This is a genomic window from Serratia sp. 2C06 (assembly GCF_050037615.1).
GTDB classification, from domain to species: Bacteria; Pseudomonadota; Gammaproteobacteria; order Enterobacterales; family Enterobacteriaceae; genus Serratia; species Serratia ureilytica.
Genome location: NZ_CP188299.1, coordinates 4,774,718 through 4,790,924, shown reverse-complemented (window position 1 = coordinate 4,790,924; position 16,207 = coordinate 4,774,718). Strand labels below are relative to the sequence as shown.

Annotated in this window: 19 protein-coding genes and 1 tRNA gene; 15 read left to right on the top strand and 5 right to left on the bottom strand. The window is 56.5% G+C overall.

Annotated features, from left to right (window positions below; translation table 11 throughout):
• Positions 1–119: 119 nt before the first annotated feature.
• Positions 120–1,616: a PAS domain S-box protein gene (locus tag ACP3TA_RS23380; RefSeq protein WP_160204464.1), complete on the bottom strand. Its 1,497-nt coding sequence runs from the start codon at positions 1,614–1,616 to the stop codon at positions 120–122.
• Positions 1,617–1,843: 227 nt separating this feature from the next.
• On the opposite strand from ACP3TA_RS23380, the gene ACP3TA_RS23375 reads away from it, so the two are divergent.
• From ACP3TA_RS23375 to ACP3TA_RS23350, 6 genes are all read left to right on the top strand, one after another.
• Positions 1,844–2,815 carry a YrzE family protein gene (locus ACP3TA_RS23375; protein ID WP_046687574.1) on the top strand — a complete coding sequence of 324 codons (972 nt, stop codon included), beginning with the start codon at positions 1,844–1,846 and terminating at the stop codon, positions 2,813–2,815.
• Between the two features lies 1 nt (position 2,816).
• Entirely contained in the window at positions 2,817–3,038 is a 222-nt protein-coding gene (locus ACP3TA_RS23370; RefSeq protein ID WP_033643922.1) for a hypothetical protein, read from the top strand.
• 699 nt (positions 3,039–3,737) lie between these two features.
• Positions 3,738–4,538, top strand: a complete 801-nt coding sequence (locus ACP3TA_RS23365; protein WP_047574208.1) for a helix-turn-helix domain-containing protein — start codon at positions 3,738–3,740, stop codon at positions 4,536–4,538.
• A 19-nt stretch (positions 4,539–4,557) separates the two neighbouring features.
• Complete coding sequence (locus tag ACP3TA_RS23360; protein WP_069100768.1) at positions 4,558–4,818, top strand: hypothetical protein; 261 nt, start codon at positions 4,558–4,560, stop codon at positions 4,816–4,818.
• Between the two features lie 150 nt (positions 4,819–4,968).
• Complete coding sequence (locus ACP3TA_RS23355; RefSeq protein WP_261989800.1) at positions 4,969–5,385, top strand: lactonase family protein; 417 nt, start codon at positions 4,969–4,971, stop codon at positions 5,383–5,385.
• Between the two features lie 16 nt (positions 5,386–5,401).
• Positions 5,402–5,599, top strand: coding sequence for a beta-propeller fold lactonase family protein (locus ACP3TA_RS23350; protein WP_052752698.1), 198 nt, complete (start codon positions 5,402–5,404; stop codon positions 5,597–5,599).
• 213 nt (positions 5,600–5,812) lie between these two features.
• Here the strand turns inward: ACP3TA_RS23350 and ACP3TA_RS23345 are convergent, their stop codons facing one another.
• From ACP3TA_RS23345 to ACP3TA_RS23330, 4 genes are all read right to left on the bottom strand, one after another.
• Positions 5,813–6,697 (bottom strand): MBL fold metallo-hydrolase, encoded by an 885-nt coding sequence (locus tag ACP3TA_RS23345; RefSeq protein ID WP_122016653.1) that lies wholly within the window; start codon positions 6,695–6,697, stop codon positions 5,813–5,815.
• 25 nt (positions 6,698–6,722) lie between these two features.
• The gene (locus ACP3TA_RS23340) at positions 6,723–7,328 is read right to left on the bottom strand and encodes a hypothetical protein (RefSeq protein WP_046687572.1); all 606 of its coding nucleotides are present in this window, start codon (positions 7,326–7,328) and stop codon (positions 6,723–6,725) included.
• Between the two features lie 435 nt (positions 7,329–7,763).
• A tRNA-Arg gene (locus ACP3TA_RS23335) sits at positions 7,764–7,838 on the bottom strand.
• A gap of 129 nt (positions 7,839–7,967) precedes the next feature.
• The gene (locus tag ACP3TA_RS23330; protein WP_206196224.1) at positions 7,968–8,894 is read right to left on the bottom strand and encodes a formate/nitrite transporter family protein; all 927 of its coding nucleotides are present in this window, start codon (positions 8,892–8,894) and stop codon (positions 7,968–7,970) included.
• A gap of 228 nt (positions 8,895–9,122) precedes the next feature.
• Here ACP3TA_RS23330 and ccmA point away from each other — a divergent pair, with 228 nt between their 5' ends.
• The 9 genes from ccmA (at position 9,123) to ccmI (ending at position 16,189) form a co-directional block, all read left to right on the top strand.
• Positions 9,123–9,755 carry a cytochrome c biogenesis heme-transporting ATPase CcmA gene (ccmA, locus tag ACP3TA_RS23325; RefSeq protein WP_163966036.1) on the top strand — a complete coding sequence of 211 codons (633 nt, stop codon included), beginning with the start codon at positions 9,123–9,125 and terminating at the stop codon, positions 9,753–9,755.
• Complete coding sequence (ccmB, locus tag ACP3TA_RS23320) at positions 9,755–10,414, top strand: heme exporter protein CcmB (protein ID WP_195880243.1); 660 nt, start codon at positions 9,755–9,757, stop codon at positions 10,412–10,414. Before ccmA ends, ccmB begins: the two co-directional genes overlap by 1 nt.
• Positions 10,415–10,534: 120 nt before the next feature.
• Positions 10,535–11,272, top strand: coding sequence for a heme ABC transporter permease (locus ACP3TA_RS23315; RefSeq protein WP_197816072.1), 738 nt, complete (start codon positions 10,535–10,537; stop codon positions 11,270–11,272).
• Positions 11,269–11,505 (top strand): heme exporter protein CcmD, encoded by a 237-nt coding sequence (gene ccmD / locus ACP3TA_RS23310; protein WP_033651976.1) that lies wholly within the window; start codon positions 11,269–11,271, stop codon positions 11,503–11,505. Before ACP3TA_RS23315 ends, ccmD begins: the two co-directional genes overlap by 4 nt.
• On the top strand, positions 11,502–11,996 hold the full coding sequence (gene ccmE, locus ACP3TA_RS23305; protein ID WP_046687569.1) for a cytochrome c maturation protein CcmE: 495 nt from the start codon (positions 11,502–11,504) through the stop codon (positions 11,994–11,996). Before ccmD ends, ccmE begins: the two co-directional genes overlap by 4 nt.
• Positions 11,993–13,963 (top strand): heme lyase CcmF/NrfE family subunit, encoded by a 1,971-nt coding sequence (locus ACP3TA_RS23300; RefSeq protein ID WP_033632468.1) that lies wholly within the window; start codon positions 11,993–11,995, stop codon positions 13,961–13,963. The genes ccmE and ACP3TA_RS23300 overlap by 4 nt, the downstream gene beginning before the upstream one ends.
• Complete coding sequence (locus ACP3TA_RS23295; RefSeq protein ID WP_033643916.1) at positions 13,960–14,511, top strand: DsbE family thiol:disulfide interchange protein; 552 nt, start codon at positions 13,960–13,962, stop codon at positions 14,509–14,511. Before ACP3TA_RS23300 ends, ACP3TA_RS23295 begins: the two co-directional genes overlap by 4 nt.
• Positions 14,508–14,975: a cytochrome c-type biogenesis protein gene (locus ACP3TA_RS23290; RefSeq protein ID WP_033643915.1), complete on the top strand. Its 468-nt coding sequence runs from the start codon at positions 14,508–14,510 to the stop codon at positions 14,973–14,975. The genes ACP3TA_RS23295 and ACP3TA_RS23290 overlap by 4 nt, the downstream gene beginning before the upstream one ends.
• Positions 14,975–16,189: a c-type cytochrome biogenesis protein CcmI gene (gene ccmI / locus ACP3TA_RS23285; RefSeq protein WP_033651975.1), complete on the top strand. Its 1,215-nt coding sequence runs from the start codon at positions 14,975–14,977 to the stop codon at positions 16,187–16,189. The genes ACP3TA_RS23290 and ccmI overlap by 1 nt, the downstream gene beginning before the upstream one ends.
• Positions 16,190–16,207: the final 18 nt, after the last annotated feature.

The following is a 16,207-nucleotide window of genomic DNA, read 5'->3' as shown; positions in this document are numbered from 1 at the left end:
AGGTTCGATCCGTTTGGCGTTCGCACAGGGCGAAAGCCTGCATTTGCACCGCCATGTTATGCACTTCACTCGGTGCTCATAAGGGGCGTTTGCATCGGTATGGCTAGTGCATTTGCAGGCTACTTGCCATTCATCGAGGCTGGTCCGCCGGTAAACAGCCCGCGTTCTCTGGCCCATACGATGGCTTCGCTGCGGCTGTGCACGCCGAGTTTGGAATAGACCGTCGCGACATGATTGCGAATGGTGTTGAGCGCCAGATTGAGGCGCGCCGCGATTTTCTTGTCCGGCAGTCCCTCGCAGATCAAACCCAGCACATCGCGCTCGCGCGGGGTGAGATCGTTGGCGGCAAACCCGGTCTGGTTGGACCGATTGATGCTTTTCACATTAGCCAGTTTTTCGATCAGGGTTTGGCTAAACCACGAGGCGTCCTGCATCACTTCCTCGATGGCGTTCACCAGCTCCAGCTCCGAGCGCTTGCGTTCGGTAATGTCCATGAGCACCAACAGATAGCAGGGCGCATTATGGATGCTGACGGCATCCGCCGAGGCCACGCAGTCGATTAACTCGCTCCCTTTCTTGCGCACCCGGATGTCCATCCCTTCGACATTGCCGGTTTTTTCCAGGGCGGCAAACAAACGGCTGCCCGCCTCGGGATCGTCAAAAACCGGGATCTCGTCGACCGATTTGCCGACCAAGGCTTCGGCGTCGTATTCGATAGCGCGGGTGAAGGCTTCGTTAACATCCAGCACGCGCCGCCCGTCTGCGGTGCACACCAGCGTTGGCACCGGGCTCAGGCGGAAAGATTTGGCGAACCGCTCTTCACTTTCTCGCAGCGCCGATTCAGCCTGGCGCCGGGGTTCGAGATCGGTAAACGTGAACAGCATGCAGTCGTCTTCATTGATGTCCAACGGTTGACCGGCAACCACCACCAGCTTGCTGCCTCCGTCGGGCAGTTTCAGCTCGGCCTCCATCTGCGGAATGGTGGCGCCTTCCCCCAGGCGCTGCACGGCCAGCTCTTTATGCTCGGCCTGTTGCAGGACGTCCAGTTCATAAACCGAACGCCCCAAGACCTGTTCACGTTGGTAACCGGTCATATCAAGGAACCCTTGATTGACCTTGACGTAGCGCAGATCGCTGAGCCGACAGATGACCGCCGGCGCCGGATTGGCGTTAAAGGTTTTTTCAAAGCGCTGTTCGGCGCTGGCCCACTCCGTCGCGTCGCTCATGATCAGCGCCAGCAGCTCCGGCTGCCCCTGCGGATCGGTGACGATCAGGCTCCGCAGGCGGTGCACCCAGAAACTGTCCGGATCGTCGACCTGGCGAACTTCCACCACCACATCGGTGAAGGTCTCGCCATCGGCAACCCGGTTCAAAGGGTACTGCTCCAAAGCCAGCGGATGGTTGTTGCGATAGCGCAGGGCAAAACGCGCCGCGTACTCGCCGGCATTGGCCCCCAGGGCTTGCTGGTGGCTCACGCCATGCATGGCTAACGCGGCCTCGTTGGCCCATAGCAGGGTTTGATCGGTATCCGTCAGGATCACGCCGTCGGACAAGCCGGAGATGATTTGCTGCAGGTGGCCGCGGTTGGTTTCGCTGGCCAAGACGGATTGGCTCATGTGTTCTCCGCTAGACAGAAGGGGAGCGGCCTCTCTAGGGGCCGCGGGTTACGCTACTCGCTGAGCAGCTTAGTGCATAACGTGCGTATTCGCAGGGTGTGAATGCACCAGGCGTTCTGGTGCAAATGAACCGGGACGGCCGATGATGTCGCGCGGCAGACTGAATTTGTCTGCGCGGTTTTCTGCCGTGCGTGCAATCACTTGTCCAGAAAATATAAGGAACAACGATGACCACTGTCTATGAATCAAATCGCTTTGCGTTTCAGGTGTCATGGGGCTCGATATTGGCCGGGAGTGCCGTGGCGCTGGTGACTTATCTGATATTCAGCGTGCTGGGGACGGCGATCGGCGCCCAGGCCGTGGATATGATGCAAAAGGGCAACCCGCTGAGCGGATTTGGCACCAGCACCGGGATCTGGCTGCTGGTTTCAACGCTGGCGTCGTTGGCCGCAGGCGCGTTCGTCGCCGGCCGCACCGCGCCGAATCGCGGCGGCTTGCATGGCCTGTTGAGCTGGGCGATCACCACCTTGCTGACCACCTGGTTGATGGTGTCGCTGGCAAGCGGCGTGGTGGGGCTGGCTGGCAACGCGGTTGGCAAAGGGCTCTCGCTGGCGGGCAGCGGCCTGGCGGCGGCGGCGCCAAGCGTGGGCGACAGCCTGAAGCAACAGTTGGATAAAAATGGCATCAGCCTGGACTGGGGAAACCTGGAAAGCCAGTTGAACGCAACGCTTAAGCAGACCGGTAAGCCGGAGCTGGATCCGGCTCGGTTGGAGCAGAAAGCCAATCGGGCGGCCGCCGACGGCAAACAGTCGGCGGTGGATGCCGCGGCCGATCCGGCGCAGGCCGCCACCGAGCTTAAGCAGTGGTTCGAGCGCGTTAAGCAGTCCGGTGAGCCGACGTTGAGCGCCGCCGATAAGGACGCGCTGGTAAATATTGTTGCGGCACGCACCGGCAAGAGCCGTGATGAAGCGAGCCAAATCGTCGATAACTACGCCCAGGCTTATCAGCAGGCGGTGCAGAAGGTGGAAAAACTCAAGGCCGAGGCCGAGCAGAAAGCGCGTGAAGCGGCTGATGAAGCGGCCAAGCAACTCTCTCGCGCCGCGTGGGGCTCACTGCTGATACTGTTGCTGGGCGCTGCGTTGAGCGCCGGCGTGGGGCGAATTGCCGAGTCAACCCGCCGTACCGTCACGGTGAGTTGAGATGGGCAAAAACCTGTCGTGCATCTCGCTGAATTATCGAAAAGTGGCGGGAGCGTCCGCGCCCGTACTGGTCATCGATTTTTGCAACGAGAACAACGAGCGCTACACCTTGCGCTATAACTTGCCGCCGGATACCCCGGAACGGACCGAGCGACGGGTGTCCTTGCTGCTGTATCTGTTGCGTAAGCACAGAGCGGCAGAGATCGACAACCTGACGGACTAATCCGCTCATTGGATGAAAAGCCCAGCTTTGCGTGCTGGGCTTTTTTTTGAGGAGCGGGCGGTTACGGTAACAAACTATGGCGCGTATCGGCTTGGCGCTTGACGGCGGAGAGGCTGGCGCGGTGCGGGAGCATCAATGCCCCCGGGACGGGAAGGCAATATATGACCTCTAACATGATTTGTTGATGCATCCGCTTTTTCTGTGCAGGGAAAGATAAAAAAGAAACTCACTGTTGCGACACGTGATTATTAAGCCTGATGTTCAGGCTTTGCGTTTATTCCTCTCAGCTTCCTTAGCCACGGCTCAGGCTTTACCCATTAGCTGCAATAAGTGTTATCAACAATCAAGGCTATAAAATGCGATTTAATTTCTGATGATGAAATTCCTATTCTGCCATGCAATTGATGCGATAAAAAACACTTTAAGATAAAAAATTTAACAGAAAGTGTGATTCTCAGTGGCGGCGCAAGTGCTCCTTCAATAGATGCACTTTGTGCCGTTAAATTTTGTTTTTCGATTTTCTTGTGGGTGGATTTATATAACATGATCATTTTCAGTTATTTATATAATGACCTCTTGGAGGGTGTGAGAATAAAAAGAAGAGGGCGTGATTTTTTAGGATTAATCTTAATGACTTAATTTCTTCGCTTAACGATTTTAATGAAAAGGATACGGCTTTTATAAATGCAAGGAGCGCACATGGATTACAGAAGAGATATTCTTTTACAAGTGTTGGAGTATATGGAAAAGAATATTGTGGAGGGGCTTTCGGTTGAGAAGGTTTCAATTATCTCGGGTTACTCTAAATGGCATTTACAGCGGTTGTTTAAGCATTATTTTGGCATTACGCTCGGGACGTATATCAGGAATAGAAAGCTGAGCCGATCGGCTGTCTTGCTCAAACAGCATCAAGGGAACATATTGGATGTCGCCTTGGCATCGGGGTTTGCCTCTCAGCAATGCTACACCCGGGCATTCAAACGTTTCTTTGGCGAAACGCCCAACAGCTTTAGAAACAGCCGGGGATGGGATTTTTCCACGCAGATCCCCCCGTACGGCAACGATAATAAACCCTATTTCTATCATACGGTCATGCCGGATGACATCGAGATGCTGAAGCATTACAAAACATTAATTTTCCATTCTATAAGGAAATACAGAGATGCCAATGATATTGCGCAGACTAATGAGAAACGGCTAAGCAAAAATTGGGGGGCATATAATGTAGAGAAAAGCAGGGGGAATAAATGCCATGCCAACGGCAAGGAGCAGGCGGTTTTTCACTCCATCTTCAACTTCTATATCCCAATGGGCAAATATATTGTTATTCCCTTTATGGGCGAGTTGCCTGAGTACGTTAATTTTTTTGAGGGGATATATGACGCTTACTTGCCGGCTATCAACGTCAAAATGAGGGAAAGCTTCTTTATCGAGCTATATAGAGATGAAAGTTCAAATAGTAAGGTTATCAATGTCGATATACTTATTCCTGTGACGTAGTGATGGAAAAGGAGACGTCATGGATAGAGAAAATCGCCCCGATTCGATGAATAAACGGCACCGCGCACTCCTGCTACTGTATTTAAGGCTGTCTGCCTTTGGCCGAATCATCGTCGCCGGTTTAGGGAAACGGGCCATTCAATTCATGCTGGCATTTATTCTGTTCATGTTTTCAGGAAATGCGATGGCCAATAATTGGGAACATCAGCCAATCGCAGTAGTCGGTGCCTGGATACATATTTCAAATGCGTCGGCCGATATCCTATACATGCCACACTGAGCCCGGATGGCAAGTTTTTGGTTGCCGCCAACGACTCTGCAGTCAAGGCGTTTCAGGTCTGGCGGCGCTGCTGATTTGCAGCTACGGTAAACTGGTTTAACGTGTGCAACATTATCCGTTCATACCTGGTTACGGCATCGTACAGGGGCGTTGGGGGAGAGGCATGCATACTCCACCGCGTTCAGCCGCGATGGTAAACATCTGTACGCGGCAGATATCGATGGGGACAAACTGGACGCCTATCGCTATCGCTCGGATAACACGCAGCCGTTGCAAGCAGGTACTGTATGCGATGCCGGTTTTGTAACCGGCGCTGGTCCACGGCACATGGTGTTATCACCAGAAGGCGAATATGCGTATGTCATCACTGAAATGGTGGGCGAGATCGAGGCGATTACCGTTAACGACAATCGATTGACTCTGAGAGGGAAAGTGAAACTGAACGGCAGCCTCGATTCGGAGGAGGCGAAAAGCGGTGGAGCCGTTATTCTTAGGCCGAGCGGCAGGTATCTTATTGCCACCAATTTGCGGTACCGAAAACCAACTACGGGTATTAAAAATTGCTGAGGATAGCCTGCCGGGTATGTCGACGCGCTATCAGGCCGGCGATATTGAACCGCGCGCGTTCGCGTTCGATGCCGCCAGCCACTCTCTCTATGTTACGAATGTGTTCATTAATACCGTTATGCTGTTCGATTTCGATGATGATTCGGGGGAGTTGAAGGCCAGGGGAGAGGCCGCGACGATCTCTACCCCGACGGATATTAAGTTTTTTAATTAGTGTCAATCGGGGGCTTAAGTCTCTGGCGGCGTGTTTATTAGAGAGAGGGAATGCGTTATTTGCATCGCGTTGGATTAAAGCCGTCAACGTACTATGTGCTATTGCCTAATAATTTAGGCGCAAGGGCTCCTTGAAAGATGTTACATTAATGGCCGGAAATGTATGGAGGGGATAGCCCCTCCTTGTAAGGTTTAAGAGAGACGATGATTAGTATTATATGTTAACTGAACCGATATAGCGCCCTAGTTCTACGTTGTCAGCATATTCGTTATCAAACTTATCATTTTGATAATTTTTACAGGAAACATAGAAATGAACTTTACGGCCGACACACTCCATAGTGACATCACCGGCACGATTCTGTGTAATTGTCTTGTAACCCGTATAGTAATGCAAATGACGAGAGGGAGCCTCGCCGATAATGATCACTTTGGGTTTAATCTTATCTAGCCAGGAATTAGGGATTTTCCCCGAATCTCGGCCATGGTGAGAGGCGAAAACAACGGTGGTTTCCTGTAATTCTATATCATCGACGATATTTTCCATAAATTCAGTTTCTAAATCTCCTAGCCACATCACGCTTGCACCATCGTTCAGTTTATAGCGGACAACAGCAGAAATGTTATTGTAACTTTCGCCGCGCTCGCTGGCGTTCAATGCGTCAGTAAAATGCGGGTTGTCTGTTTTTGGCCAAAGAATAGACAGGCCTGCGCTTTTTCTTGCTTCGTCGCTAAGGTTCATCCACTTACGTTTACAGTTTTTTGAAATATAAAATGCTTTATCTCCATCTCGCAATTCACAATATTTTTTAAAGGAAACGGTTTCTTCCGCTTTGATGGCCTTATTCTTGACTACATAAAAGTTGTATATCTTGAATGCGGCATCAAGAAGCTCAATTCCGCCGAAGTGGTCTTCATCCGGATGCGTGCTGATAAAACGGCTTATTCCCTTGTCGGCAGCCTGCTTCTTTATATCTGCGATGATGCTCTCTGCATTATCGCGGTTGATATGGCAATCAATGATCGTAAAATTATCGGTGTTATGCCTAATATAGAACATATCGCCATTGCTGACGGAGAAGCTTTTTATTAATGACATGGACTTTCCTTATTCCTGAGAATGATTATTTCTTCGAAGCCTCAATGGCCAGCGCCGTGCAGACTAAGCGGATGCCCATCTGCTGAGCGGCGATTGCGCTCATGAGGTATTGAATCAGAAAGACGATGATGATCGGCCAGATCGTCACTTCCGTATGAGTAGCACGCAAGATCACTGGCAGAATAATGAGGAACAAAAACGATATTGTCGCCAGATCGCGAAAAAGCAGAAAGCGTTTATTGATATCCTGAATGGCTTCTTCTTTATGATGCTTTCTATAAATTCTATACCACTCAACGTTTTGTTCTCTGGCAGTGGAAGGCAAGGGGGTTATATTTTCTTGTAGCCATCGCTCATCAATACGATTGTCACTATACATATATTTACTGAATGCCCTGTGACCCGGCAAGGCATACTTAAACCGCCAGAAGGCGAGTGACGCCTTGGCGTCCGGCGGGATAACCGTAGATAGCAGAAGTAATAAGGGAGGAGCTAAGAATGTACTGGCTATTTTGGCTATTTCTATACTTTCCGATAACGAGACTTGCTGTATCATGACTGAAGCCAATATGCTGATATCAAAGGCCAGGAATGCGCCAAGCCAGCCAATGAGTCCTTTCTTTATCGACATTTAAATACCAATGATTTTTAAGGGGAAATGATGTATTTCGGGAATATATCAGCAGGGCGTTTTTTTTCAATTAAACAATTCGGTTTTTCTAAATTAAGTCTTTAATTTTATCGCGAGCGTTTCTACTTGCTATTTAATTTGGTTTTTATATGTTTTCTTGTTTTTTTGACTGTTTTTTATCGTGAGGGTGAAACTTAACTTTTATTTAATTTATGCTTTTTATGGTTAATTCGTTAATTAATTTAAAATTTTAATGTTTTAGCTAAATTTATTCTTTGGGGTGATTTTTACCGTGAATTTATATGTGGTTTTAATGGTTCTTTCGTTAGTCTTGGTCGATGAATTTCTATGGAGGGCTTTAGGGGACGGTGCACGATGAGTGGCACAGTGGCACAGTGGCACAGTGGCGATAGCCCGGCAAGAGGTAAGGAAAAATGGTGTCCCCGACTGGAATCGAACCAGTAACTAGCCCTTAGGAGGGGCTTGTTATATCCGTTTAACTACGGGGACGCTGCGGACCGGCAACCGAAGCTGCCGGGGCATTATACCTTTTTTTACCCGCAGAATAAGCGCTTAGCGGCGCGTTTGCTCAATACCTCGCCAGTTCGCGCCGAAATTTCCTCGGCTAACCGACGGCGATCACGGTTTTTCCCCGCCGTGGCGCCGTTTTTCCTCTTGCAGGCGCGCCGCCTTATTTTTGGCGCTCAAATCGTTGCGGATTTGCGCGTGGCTTATCAGCGCAAAGATAAAGGTGCCGCCGATGATGTTGCCCGCCAGCGTCGGCAGGGCGAATGGGTAAACGAATGCTTGCCATCCCATCGCGCCGTTGAACACCAGATACAGGATCTCTACCGAACCGACCACGATATGGGTCAGATCGCAAATCGCCACCAGGTAGGTCATCAGCACGATCACCCAAATTTTCGCTGCACCGGCGGCCGGGATCATCCACACCATGGTGGCGATGATCCAGCCGGCCAGGATGCCGTTGGCGAACATCTCTCCCGGCGTATGGCGTATGACCTCTTCGCCCAGGCTGATGAAGGCGCGGCGCGTTTCGGCGTCGAACAGCGGCATATGGGTAAACGCCAGCGCCGCCAGCCCGGTGCCGATCAGGTTGCCGAGCAGCACCACGCCCCACAGGCGCAGTAGGATAAGCAGGTTGCGCGGCGTGGGTTTATGCATGATGGGCAATACCGCCGTGACGGTGTTTTCGGTAAACAGCTGCTGGCGCGCCATGATGACAATGATAAAACCGAAGGTGTAGCCGAGGTTCTCAATGAAAAAGCGGCTGGGATCGTCCGGCAGGCGGGCATGGAAAATGCCTTTTGCCGCCAGCGAGGCGCCCATCGACAACCCGGCGGCGATCGCCGACCACAGCAGCGCCAGCCCGTCGCGCTCCAGCTCTTTTTCGCCTTCCATCCGGATCTGTTCATGCACCGCCGCCGCGCGCGACGGCAGATTCTCTTCCCTGACTTCGATTTCGCGTTTGCCCTGTTCCTGCTCTTCGCTCTCTACCTGCATTGTCTCATCCGGCTCGTGCTCCTGGCGTTGCTGTTCGTTCATGCTGTCGCTCCTGCTCAATAAGGGTGAGTTCACGTCATTAAGCGTAGTTGCCCGGCCTAAATGCGGCGAAATACAGAAAAAGGTAACAAGAGTTAACATCCGCCGATTTTTTCCACGCATTCTTGATCCTGCTCGCCATATTGGCCCCCAGCGCGCCCGCCGCGGGCTGCGTGTGGAGAAAGGCTTATGCTATGATTCGCTATCCCAAAGAAAAATATGAGTTCCCCGATGCTGGAAGCCAAAAGTCTGAGTTGCGTGCGCGATGAGCGCATCCTGTTTAGCGAGCTAAGCTTTTCAGTTCAGCCGGGCGATATCATTCAGGTAGAGGGGCCGAACGGCGCGGGCAAGACCAGTTTGCTGCGCATTCTTGCCGGCCTGGCGCGGCCGGACGACGGCGAGGTGTGCTGGCGCGGGCGTAACACGCTGCGCGATCGTGCGGGTTACCAGCAAGATTTGCTGTTTATCGGCCATCAGCCCGGCATCAAAGCCGTATTGACGCCCTTCGAAAACCTGCAGTTTTATCAGGCGGTGCGCGGCGCGGCCGAGCCTCAGGCCATCTGGCGTGCCCTGGAGCAGGTCGGGCTGGTAGGGTACGAGGATCTGCCGGTGGCGCAGCTTTCCGCCGGGCAGCAGCGGCGCGTGGCGTTGGCGCGGCTGTGGCTCAGCGCGGCGCCGCTGTGGATCCTCGATGAGCCGCTCACGGCGATCGATAAACAGGGCGTGGCCGAGTTGATTAGCCTTTTTGAGCAACATGCGCAGCGGGGCGGCATGGTATTGTTGACCACCCATCAGGATTTGGCTGGCGTCAGCCAAACGGTGGGCAAAGTTCGTTTGGCGGAACATGACGCGGGGAGTCTGTGATGTTTTTGACCCTGGTGCGCCGTGAACTGAAGATCGCCTGCCGTAAAGGTTCGGAGATCGTCAACCCGCTGTGGTTTTTCCTGATTGTGATCACGCTGTTCCCGCTGGGGATTGGCCCGGAGCCGCAGCTGCTGGCGCGCATTGCGCCGGGCATCGTGTGGGTGGCGGCGCTGTTGGCCTCGCTGCTGTCGCTGGAGCGGCTGTTTCGCGACGATTTCCTCGATGGCTCGCTGGAGCAGCTGTTGCTGCTGCCGACGCCGCTGCCGATAACGGTGCTGGGCAAAGTGTGTGCTCACTGGGTCGTGACGGGATTGCCGCTGCTGATCCTGTCGCCGCTGGTGGCGCTGCTGCTGTCGCTTGATATGCCAACCTGGTTGGCGGTGGCGGGGACGCTGCTGCTCGGTACGCCGACGCTGAGCCTGATCGGCGCCATCGGCGTGGGGCTGACCGTCGGCCTGCGTAAAGGGGGCGTGCTGCTCAGCCTGCTGGTGCTGCCGCTGTATATCCCGGTGCTGATCTTTGCCACCGGCGCGATCGACGCTGCCTCGATGGGCATGCCGATCGACGGCTACCTGGCGATACTCGGCGCGATGCTGGCGGGCAGCGTGACATTGGCGCCGTTTGCCACCGCGGCGGCGCTGCGAGTGAGCGTGCACTAGCTAACGTATTGAATGAACAGACGGGGCAAGGCCGACAAGAGCGTACCCCGCAGAAGATTTTCGCCGTTTCGATCGCTCGGGGCGGCCGACGCATAAAAATTACCGTGAGCACTGACGACAATGTGGAAATGGTTACATCAACTGGCGCGGCCTGAACGGCTGTATCACGTCTGCGGCCGCTTCATCCCCTGGCTGGGGCTGGCGGCGGCGGTCTGCCTGCTGCTTGGCTGGGCATGGGGCTTTGGTTTCGCGCCGAAGGATTATCAGCAGGGCGACAGCTTCCGCATCATTTATATTCACGTGCCGGCGGCCATGTGGTCGATGGGCATCTACGCCTCGATGGCGGTGGCGGCGTTTATCGGCCTGGTGTGGCAGATGAAAATGTCCGATACCGTGGTGGCGGCAATGGCGCCGATCGGCGCGGTGTTCACCTTTATCGCGCTGGTGACCGGCTCCGCCTGGGGCAAGCCGATGTGGGGCACCTGGTGGGTGTGGGATGCGCGTCTGACCTCCGAGCTGGTGCTGCTGTTCCTCTATATGGGCGTCATCGCGCTGTACAACGCCTTTGAAGACCGCCGCCTGGCGGGCCGCGCCGCCGGGATTCTGGTGCTGGTAGGCGTGGTGAATATCCCGATCATCCATTTCTCTGTCGAATGGTGGAACACGCTGCATCAGGGCTCGACCAACATGCAGCAATCCATTGCGCCCAGCATGCGCACCCCGCTGCGCTGGGCGATCCTCGGTTACCTGCTGTTGTTCATTACGCTGACGCTGATGCGCCTGCGCAATCTGATCCTGTTCCAGGAGCGCCAGCGCCCGTGGGTCGCCGGGCTGGTGAATAAGGAGCGTCAGTCATGAATGCCGCGTTCGATTCCTGGCCGGCGTTTTTCGCCATGGGCGGTTATGCCTTCTATGTCTGGCTGGCGGTTGCCGTCACGCTGATTTCGCTGTTGGGGCTGGTGGCGCACACCGTCTGGCAGCGGCGGCTATTGCTCGCCGAGATCGGCCGCCGTCAGGCGCGCGAGCGGCGCATTCGCCATGCGCAACAATCAAAACAAAAATCCGCCGCACCGCGGGAGAAATCATTGTGAATCCACGTCGTAAAAGCCGCCTTTATCTGGCGATCGTTGTGCTGATCGGCATCGCGCTGACCGCAACCCTGATGCTGTACGCGCTGCGCTCCAACATCGATCTGTTCTACACCCCGGGTGAAATCCTGCAGGGCAAGGGCGAAAACCATGAGAAGCCCGAGGTCGGCCAGCGGCTGCGCATCGGAGGCATGGTGATGCCGGGCTCGGTGAAACGCGATCCCAATACGCTGCAGGTCAGCTTCAAGATTTACGATGCGCGCGGCGCGATCGGCGTGACCTACACCGGCATTCTGCCGGACCTGTTCCGCGAAGGGCAGGGCGTGGTGGCGCAGGGCGTGCTGGGCGAGGGCAACGTGGTCAACGCGCGCGAAGTGCTGGCCAAACACGATGAGAAATACACCCCGCCGGAAGTGGCCGACGCGATGAAAGAGAATCACCAAGGGCCGGCGGAAGCGTATAACGCGCCGCAGGCGGAGGGCGCCAAGTCATGATGCCGGAACTGGGCAGTTTTCTGCTGTGCCTGGCGCTGGCGATCGCGCTGCTGCTGAGCATTTACCCGCAGTGGGGCGCGGCGCGGCAGGACAGCCGCATGATGGCGGTGGCCCGCCCGCTGACCTACGGCATGTTCGCCGCGATTGCGCTGGCGTTCCTGTGCCTGGTGCATGCCTTCGTGGTTAACGACTTTACCGTCGCCTACGTGGCCACCAACTCCAATACCCAACTGCCGGTGTATTACCGCATCGCCGCCACCTGGGGGGCGCACGAGGGTTCGCTGCTGCTGTGGGTGCTGCTGCTGAGCTGCTGGTCGCTGGCGGTGGCGTTGTGCAGCCGGGCGATGCCGCAGGATGCGGTGGCGCGAGTGCTGTCGGTGATGGGGATGATCACCGCCGGCTTCCTGCTGTTCATCATCATGACCTCCAACCCGTTCACCCGCACGTTGCCTAACTTCCCGATCGACGGCAGCGATCTCAACCCGCTGCTGCAGGATATCGGCCTGATCTTCCACCCGCCGCTGCTGTACATGGGCTATGTCGGCTTCTCGGTCGCCTTCGCGTTCGCCATCGCCTCGCTGATGGCCGGCCGGCTCGACACCGCCTGGGCGCGCTGGTCGCGCCCGTGGACCACCGCCGCCTGGGTGTTCCTCACGCTGGGCATCGTGCTCGGATCGGCCTGGGCCTACTATGAGCTGGGCTGGGGCGGCTGGTGGTTCTGGGATCCGGTGGAGAACGCTTCCTTTATGCCGTGGCTGGCCGGCACCGCGCTGATGCATTCGCTGGCGGTGACCGAGAAACGCGGCACGTTCAAAGCCTGGACGGTGTTGCTGGCGATCACCGCTTTCTCGCTGTGCCTGCTGGGCACCTTCCTGGTGCGCTCCGGCGTGCTGGTCTCGGTGCACTCCTTCGCCTCCGATCCGGCGCGCGGCATGTTTATTCTCGCCTATCTGGTGATCGTCATCGGCGGTTCGCTGCTGCTGTACGCGGTCAAGGGCGGGCAGGTGCGCAGCCGGGTGCAGCACGAGACCTTCTCGCGCGAGACCTTCCTGCTGGGCAACAACGTGCTGCTGATCGCCGCCATGCTGGTGGTGCTGTTGGGCACGCTGCTGCCGCTGGTGCACAAACAGTTGGGGCTGGGCAGCATTTCGATCGGCGAGCCGTTCTTCAACACCATGTTCACCTGGCTGATGGCGCCGCTGGCGCTGCTGTTGGGCATCGGGCCGCTGGTGCGCTGGCGCCGCGATGAGCCGGGCAAGCTGTGGCGCCGCCTCGGCGTGGCGCTGCTGGTGACGCTGGTGCTGTCGATTCTGCTGCCGTGGCTGTTGCAGGACAGCATCGCCGGCATGACGGTGGTGGGCCTGATTATGGCGCTGTGGGTGATCATCCTGACGCTGATGGAGCTGCATGAGCGCGCCACCCATCGTCACGGTTTCTGGCGCGGCCTGCGGCAGCTGTCCCGCAGCCACTGGGGCATGGTGCTCGGCCACCTCGGCGTGGCGGTGACGGTGATCGGCATCGCCTTCAGCCAGAACTACAGCGTGGAGCGCGACGTGCGGATGAAGGCCGGCGACAGCGTGGATATCCACAACTATCACTTTGTGTTCCGCGACGTGCACGACATTCGCGGCCCGAACTACAGCGGCGGCGTCGGCATCATCGACGTCACGCGCAACGGCAAGCCGGAGGCGACGCTGCACGCGGAGAAACGCTACTACAGCGTGGCGCGCAGCATGATGACCGAGGCGGCGATCGACGGCGGGTTCAGCCGCGATCTGTACGCGGCGCTGGGCGAGGAGCTGGAAGACGGATCCTGGGCGGTGCGTCTGTATTACAAACCCTTCGTGCGCTGGATCTGGTTCGGCGGCGTCTTTATGGCGATCGGCGGCCTGCTGTGCATTCTCGATCCGCGTTATCGCATGAGCAAAAAGCTCAAGCGCGAAGGCAAGCTGGAGGCGCAATCATGAAGCGTAAGCTGCTGTTTATCCCGTTGGTGCTCTTCCTGCTGCTGGTGGCGGCCCTGATGGTGCAACTGACGCGCAACGCCGGCGGCGAAGATCCGACCATGCTGGAGTCGGCGCTGATCGGCAAACCGGTGCCGACCTTCAGGCTGGAATCGTTGGATCAGCCGGGCAAAACCTACGATCAGGCGGTGCTGCGCGACGGCAAGCCGATATTGCTCAACGTCTGGGCCACCTGGTGCCCGACCTGCCGCGCGGAACACCAGTATCTCAATACGCTGGCGGCGCGCGGCGTGCGGGTGGTCGGCTTGAACTATAAAGACGATCGCGCCAAGGCGGTGACCTGGCTTAATTCCCTCGGCAATCCCTATGCGCTCAGCCTGTACGACGGCGACGGCATGCTGGGGTTGGATCTCGGGGTGTACGGCGCGCCTGAGACCTTCCTTATCGACGGACAGGGGATCATTCGCTATCGCCACGCCGGCGACATGAACGAGCGCGTCTGGCAGCAGGAAGTGCTGCCGCTGTATAGAAAGTACGGGGGTGAGGCATGAGGCTGATTGCCCTGCTGTTCGCCGCATTGCTGAGCTGGAGCGCCGCTGCGGCGATCGATACCTATCGCTTCAACTCCGTCGAGCAGGAGCAACAGTATCGCGAGTTGACCGAACAGCTGCGCTGCCCGAAATGCCAGAACAACAGCATTGCCGATTCCAACGCCATTATCGCCGCAGACATGCGCACCAAGGTGTACGAGCTGATGATGCAGGGGCAAAGCAAGCAGCAGATCATCGACTACATGGTGGCGCGTTATGGCAATTTCGTCACCTACGAACCGCCGGTAACGCCGGCGACGCTGATCTTGTGGATCGGCCCGCTGCTGTTCGTGCTGATAGGCGGGGCGGTGGTGATCCTGCGCACCCGTCGCCGGCCCGATGCGGCGGTGGACGATGAATTCTCCGAACGGGAACGGCAGCGCCTGGCGGCGTTGTTGCAAGAGACTGACAGGAAGAAACCCTAATGGCTTTTTGGCTGATTATTTGCGTGTTGCTGGCCGGCGCCGCCGCGTTGCTGGTGGTGCCGGCGATGCGCCACGGCAAGCAGAGCGCCGCTACGCGCGATGCGCTGAACAAGGCGTTCTATCAGGATCGCCTCAGCGAACTGGAGCAGGACGAGCAGCAGGGCGTGGTGGCCGAGCGCCCGGAGCTGGTTAAAGAGCTGCAACAGAACCTGTTGAACGACATCCCCGTCGAACAGGCAGAGCAGGCGAAACCGATCAACCGTTGGGCGTTAGTGCCGGGCGTGCTGTTATTGCTGGCGGTGACCGTTGGCTTTTATCTGAAAACCGGCGGGTTGGCGCAGGTGCTGGATTGGCGTCTGGTGCAGGCGCAAATGCCGGAATTGCGTGAGCGCGTCGCCAATGAGCGCGCCAAACCGCTGAGCATGGAAGAGATCGCTCGCCTCGGGCTGGGGCTGCGCACCGAGCTGCAGCAGGACGATCGCAATATCAATGACTGGATGATGCTGGGGCGCGTCGGCATGGCGTTGAACAACGCCACCACCGCCACGCAGGCATTTGCTCATGCCTATCAATTGGATCCGAATAGTCTGGAAGTGCGGCTCGGCTATGCCGAGGTCTTGACGCGATCCAACGATCCGGAGGATAACAAGCAGGCGACGCAGCTGTTGCGGCGCATGATCGCGGAAAATCACAGCGATCCGCGGGTGCTCAGCCTGTTGGCGTTCAACGCTTTCGAACAGGGCGATTTCAAACAGGCGATCGGCGCCTGGCAAGTGATGCTGCAGCTGCTGCCGGCCAACGATCCGCGCGCGGAAGTGATAAAGCGCAGTATTGCACAAGCAAAAGCCCAGGCCGGCGGAGAAACTGTTAAACTGAATGTGACTGTTTCACTGTCACCGCAGGCGGCGAAAGCCATGCCGCCGCAGGGGACGCTGGTTATCTCGGTGACCGACGGCGTCAGCCCGGTGCCGGTCGCGGTAAAACAATTGCCGCTGAGCCGTTTTCCGCTGTCTTTCTCTCTGGACGACAGCAACGCCATGATGCCCGAGCGTCTACTCTCGGCACAGCATCAGGTGCAGGTGCGTGTGCGCCTCTCACAGGACGGATTGGCCACGCCGCAGCCGGGGGACTGGTTCGGCGAAAGCTCGCTGCAGACATTCAGCGGCAAAGAGCAGGTTAGCGTTCAGATAAACAAGCAGGTCCCTGAAAAATAAGACCGAACGTGTTTTTAT